The organism is Mesorhizobium sp. M7A.F.Ca.CA.004.04.2.1, from assembly GCF_004022825.1.
In the GTDB taxonomy this organism is placed as follows: Bacteria; Pseudomonadota; Alphaproteobacteria; order Rhizobiales; family Rhizobiaceae; genus Mesorhizobium.
Map to the genome: position 1 here is coordinate 1 of NZ_RZPH01000471.1, position 4,469 is coordinate 4,469.

5 protein-coding genes are annotated in these 4,469 nt (G+C 63.9%); 1 reads left to right on the plus strand and 4 read right to left on the minus strand.

The genetic code is table 11. The features are described from left to right. Positions 1–303: cytochrome c peroxidase (locus EN893_RS20250; protein ID WP_281062493.1), on the minus strand; the 303-nt coding region annotated here is incomplete at its 3' end. 7 nt (positions 304–310) lie between these two features. Beyond that, positions 311–760: a FixH family protein gene (locus tag EN893_RS20255; RefSeq protein WP_027039042.1), complete on the minus strand. Its 450-nt coding sequence runs from the start codon at positions 758–760 to the stop codon at positions 311–313. A gap of 151 nt (positions 761–911) precedes the next feature. On the opposite strand from EN893_RS20255, the gene EN893_RS20260 reads away from it, so the two are divergent. Further along, positions 912–1,832, plus strand: coding sequence for a sugar kinase (locus EN893_RS20260; RefSeq protein WP_127272010.1), 921 nt, complete (start codon positions 912–914; stop codon positions 1,830–1,832). On the opposite strand, the gene EN893_RS20265 is transcribed toward EN893_RS20260, so the two are convergent. Both EN893_RS20265 and EN893_RS20270 read right to left on the minus strand, forming a co-directional pair. After that, positions 1,829–2,851 (minus strand): aldose epimerase family protein, encoded by a 1,023-nt coding sequence (locus tag EN893_RS20265; RefSeq protein ID WP_127267427.1) that lies wholly within the window; start codon positions 2,849–2,851, stop codon positions 1,829–1,831. The two genes, EN893_RS20260 and EN893_RS20265, sit on opposite strands and share 4 nt — an antisense overlap. 92 nt (positions 2,852–2,943) lie before the next feature. After that, complete coding sequence (locus tag EN893_RS20270; protein WP_127267428.1) at positions 2,944–4,401, minus strand: NAD-dependent succinate-semialdehyde dehydrogenase; 1,458 nt, start codon at positions 4,399–4,401, stop codon at positions 2,944–2,946. Positions 4,402–4,469 lie beyond the last annotated feature (68 nt).

A 4,469-nucleotide genomic window follows, 5' to 3' on the forward strand; every position in this document is an offset into this window, starting at 1 on the left:
GGTACGGCCGACCCCGACCGCCCGCGGCAGGTCGTCCTGGAACTGGCGGTCGATCTTGTGGCATGTCGAACAGGATATCGACCCGTCACCGCTCATGCCCTGGTCGAAGAACAGCGTCGAGCCGAGTGCGGCAGCCGCCGGCACGTCGGCAAAACGATTGGTGGTGTCGGGCTTGAGCGCCGGCAGCGACGACAGCGCCAGCGAGGCGATGGTCGTCTTTTCGGCGTCGGAAAAATCCGGCTTCGTGCAACCGGCAAGGACAACGGCCAGCATCAGCGCCAGAAAACGCGAAAGCCGCCTCATGTCCTGCTCACAGCACCACGTTGAAGAGCACCGTGTCGGAGCCGGCGGTGGCCGAGATGGCGAAATGCAACTGCCACCAGCCGCTCATGGTGAATTTCACTCCTTCGATTCGATAACGCCCGTCGCCGAGATAGTCGGTCGCCTGCGGGCTGGTCGGCAGGCCGTGACTGTGCAGTGGCATGCCGCCCGAAATCGCGATCGCGGCACCTTCCACCGGAACTCCTGCCTTTGTCTTCAAGGTCAGCAGCCAGGATTGCAGTTCGCCCTGCCGTACGACACCCCGCTCCGGCGCGAAGCTGGCCACGAACAGCGCGTTGGCGGTGTTCTTCGTCCGCGAGACATCCGGGCCGGCAGGCAGCGACGACCGCGGCGCCGTCAGGAAGACGACCGCGAGAATGCCGACCAGCAAGGCAGCCAGACCAAGACCCGCCAGAAGATAACGCCATATCGATGCCAAACCGGTTCCTCTTCCGCAGACAACGCTCTGCCGGACGGATCGCATCCCGCCAGCCTGTGGGAAAACGCTGTGACGGAAAAAACCCTGCTTGCCAAGCATGGCGCTGCCGGTGGCAAAAAGCTACAGCACCGGGATCACTGGAGGATTGTAGATGGCGGGAAACGGCGTCGCCTCGATCGGCGAATGCATGCTCGAACTGTCGGGCCAGACGGGACCGAACTGGCGCATGGGCTTTGCCGGCGACACGTTCAACACGCTGTGGGCGCTGCACGCGCTGAGCACCGAGCGGCCGGCAACCTATGTCTCGGCCTTCGGCGACGATCCGTTCTCGCAAGGCCAGATCGATTTCTTCGCTGAAAACGGCATTGGCATCGGCTCCAGCCCGCTCATAGCGGGCGCGCGGCCCGGCCTCTATGCCATCACGCTGACGGGAGCCGAACGCTCCTTCACTTATTGGCGTGGCGACGCCGCCGCGCGGCAGCTTGCCTCGGACCCGGCCGCATTATCGAAAAACCTGGAAAACCAGGCACTTGTCTATTTTTCCGGAATCACTTTGGCAATTCTGGACGAAGCCGCGCGCGCTGCGTTGCTGGCGGCCGTCGCCAAGGCGCGTTCGGCTGGTTCCCTTATCGCCTTCGACCCCAACTACCGGCCGCGGCTCTGGCGTGAGCGCGAGGAGGCGCAGGCAGCGATCGTCGAAGCCCTTGCCGTCACTGATATCGCATTACCAACCTTTCCCGACGAGCAGATGCTGTTTGAGGATGCGACGCCGCAAGTGACCGCTAAGCGGATCGGGAAATTGGTTGGCGAGGTCGTCGTCAAGAATGGCGAAGCGCCGGCGCTGATCGCCAAGGGAGGAACGCTGCGCGACGTGCCGGCGATCCATGTCGCGGCTCCCGCTGATACGACGGGCGCCGGCGATTCCTTCAACGGCGGCTATCTTGCGGCTCGACTTGCCGGTCACGAACCGCTGGAAGCCGCACGCCATGCCCATCGTGTCGCCGCCGCCGTAGTGCAGGTACGTGGCGCACTGGCGCCGTTCGAGACGCTGCGGGCGGCGTTCGAAGGCTAAGGTAGCCGGAATCTGTATTCCGTGACGTGGTGGTAGATCGCGCCCGGCCACAGCGTCGCCTGCGGGAAATAGGGCCGGTTCGGCGCATCCGGCCAAATCTGCGGCTCGAGGCAGAAACCGCAAAAGGCCTTGTAGTTCCGCCCTTCCAGCCCGGTGCGCGGCGTCACATACTGACCGGTATAGAGCTGGACGCCGGGCTCAGTGGTCCAGACCTCCATCTCGACACCGGAACTGGCGCCTTGCGTCCACGCCGCCTGTTTGAGCGGCCCGCGTGTCGAAGCGAGGCAGAAATTCTGGTCGTAGGGCAGCTGTTCGCCCTCGGTCTCCATGCGCAACGGCCGCGCCTGGCGGAAATCGAACGGCGTGCCGTCAACCGGCTTGACCACCCCGGTCGGGATCATGTCGCCATCGACCGGCAGATAGGCGCCGGCATTCAACATCATCCTGTGGTCGAGAATGTCTCCGGCGCCGCCATCGTCCAGGTTGAAGTAGGAATGCTGGGTGAGATTGCACAGCGTCGGCTCCTCACAGGTGGCTGTCAGCTCGACGCTAAGCGTGCCGGGGATCTTCAACCGGTAGGTGCAGGTGACATCAAGCGCGCCGGGAAAACCCATCGCGCCGTCGGGATCGTGCAGGGTCAGCGTGACGAAATCCCTGCCATGCAAGGAAACCGTCCACGGCCGGTGGGAGTAACCTTGCGAGCCGCCATGCAGCGTATGCTTGTCGAGGAAGTTTTGCTCGGTCTGGTAGCGGCTGCCGCCAATGGTGAAGCGGCCGTCACGGATGCGGTTGGCGTAGCGGCCAACGACAGCACCGAAGAACGCCGTATCCGTCTCGTAGCCTTCCAGGCTGTCATAGCCGAGCACCAGCGGAGCATCGTGCCCGGTCAGGCGCAGATCCTGGATGATCGCGCCCAGACCGATGATGTTGGCTGTGATGCCGCCGCCCCTGATCGTGAAGCGACGCACCTGCTCGCCAGCCTGCGTCGTGCCGAAAACCTCGCCGTCCTTCATCGCCATGCCCGTAAATGCCAGTTGATCCAGAAGACTTCGGCTGGTTTTCCCACGAGAGATGGGCAGGCTATCGGCCTGCTCATCTCAGGGATAGCCTATCAGAGGCCGAGGCCGCCGATGCAGACATATTTGGTGTCGAGGTAATCCTCGATGCCCTGATGTCCGCCTTCCTTGCCGAGGCCGGATTCCTTGACGCCGCCGAACGGCGCTTCCGGCGTAGTGATGAGGCCTTCATTGACGCCGACCATGCCGTATTTCAGCCCTTCCATCACACGGAAGGCGCGGCCGAGATCGCCCGTATAGAAGTAGCAGGCGAGGCCGAATTCGGTGTCGTTGGCGAGGGCGACGGCTTCCTCTTCGGTCTCGAACTTGAACACCGGTGCGACCGGGCCGAAGATCTCTTCCTTCATGAAGCGCATCTTGGGTGTCGCGTTGGCGATGACCGTCGGCTGGAAGAACGAACCGCCGAGCGCATGGCGCTTGCCGCCGGCGACTATCTTGCCGCCCTTGGATGTGGCGTCGGCGATCAGTTCCTCGACCTTTTCGACCGCCTTCTCGTCAATCAGCGGTCCCTGCTGCACGCCGTCCTCGAGGCCGGAGCCGACCTTCAGCCCGTTGCTGGCGGCAGCGAGCTTCTCGACGAACTTGTCATAGACACCGGCCTGAACCAGGAAGCGGTTGGTGCAAACGCAGGTCTGGCCGGAATTGCGGTACTTGGCGGTGATCGCACCGGCGACCGCGCGCTCGAGGTCGGCGTCGTCGAAAACGATGAACGGCGCGTTGCCGCCGAGCTCCATCGATACCTTCTTGACGGTGACCGACGACTTCTGGATGAGAAGCTTGCCGACTTCGGTCGATCCGGTGAAGGTGATCTTCGACACCAGCGGATTGGCGCAGATCTCGTCGCCGATCTCGCTGGCCGAACCGGTCAGGATGTTGACGACGCCCTTGGGGAAGCCGACTTCCTCGGCGAGCGCGCCCCAGGCGAGACCCGAATACGGCGTCTGCGACGCCGGCTTGACCACCGCGGTGCAGCCGGCGGCGAGCGCCGGGCCGAGTTTGCGAGCCAGCATCGAGGACGGGAAATTCCATGGCGTGATGGCGGCAATGACGCCGACCGGCTCCTTGGTCACCAGGATGCGGCGGTCCGCCCATGGTGAGGGCACGACATCGCCATAGGTGCGGCGGCCTTCCTCGGCGAACCACAGGATATAGGCGGCGGCGGAGCCAATCTCGCCCTTCGATTCGAACAGCGACTTGCCCTGCTCGATGGTCAGCAGTTCGGCCAGCACGTCCTGATTGTCCATCATCGCGTCATGCAGCTTGCGCAGCAGCTTCGAGCGCTCGAGCGCGGTGGTCTTGCGCCACGACTTGAAGGCGACGGCGGCGGCCTCGATGGCGCGGCGCGTCTCGGCCTTGCCCGACTTCGGCACGGTGCCGATCTTGAGACCGGTGGCCGGATTGTTGACGTCGACCGTCTGGCCGCTGTCGGCCTGCACCCACTCGCCGTTGATGAGATTGGCCTGCCGCATGAAATGGCTGGTTTTCTGAAGCATGGTCTATCCTCCGTTCAGCGCCCTGACGGGCCGGTCTGTGAAATCTTCGGTGAGCGTGCGCCATGGAC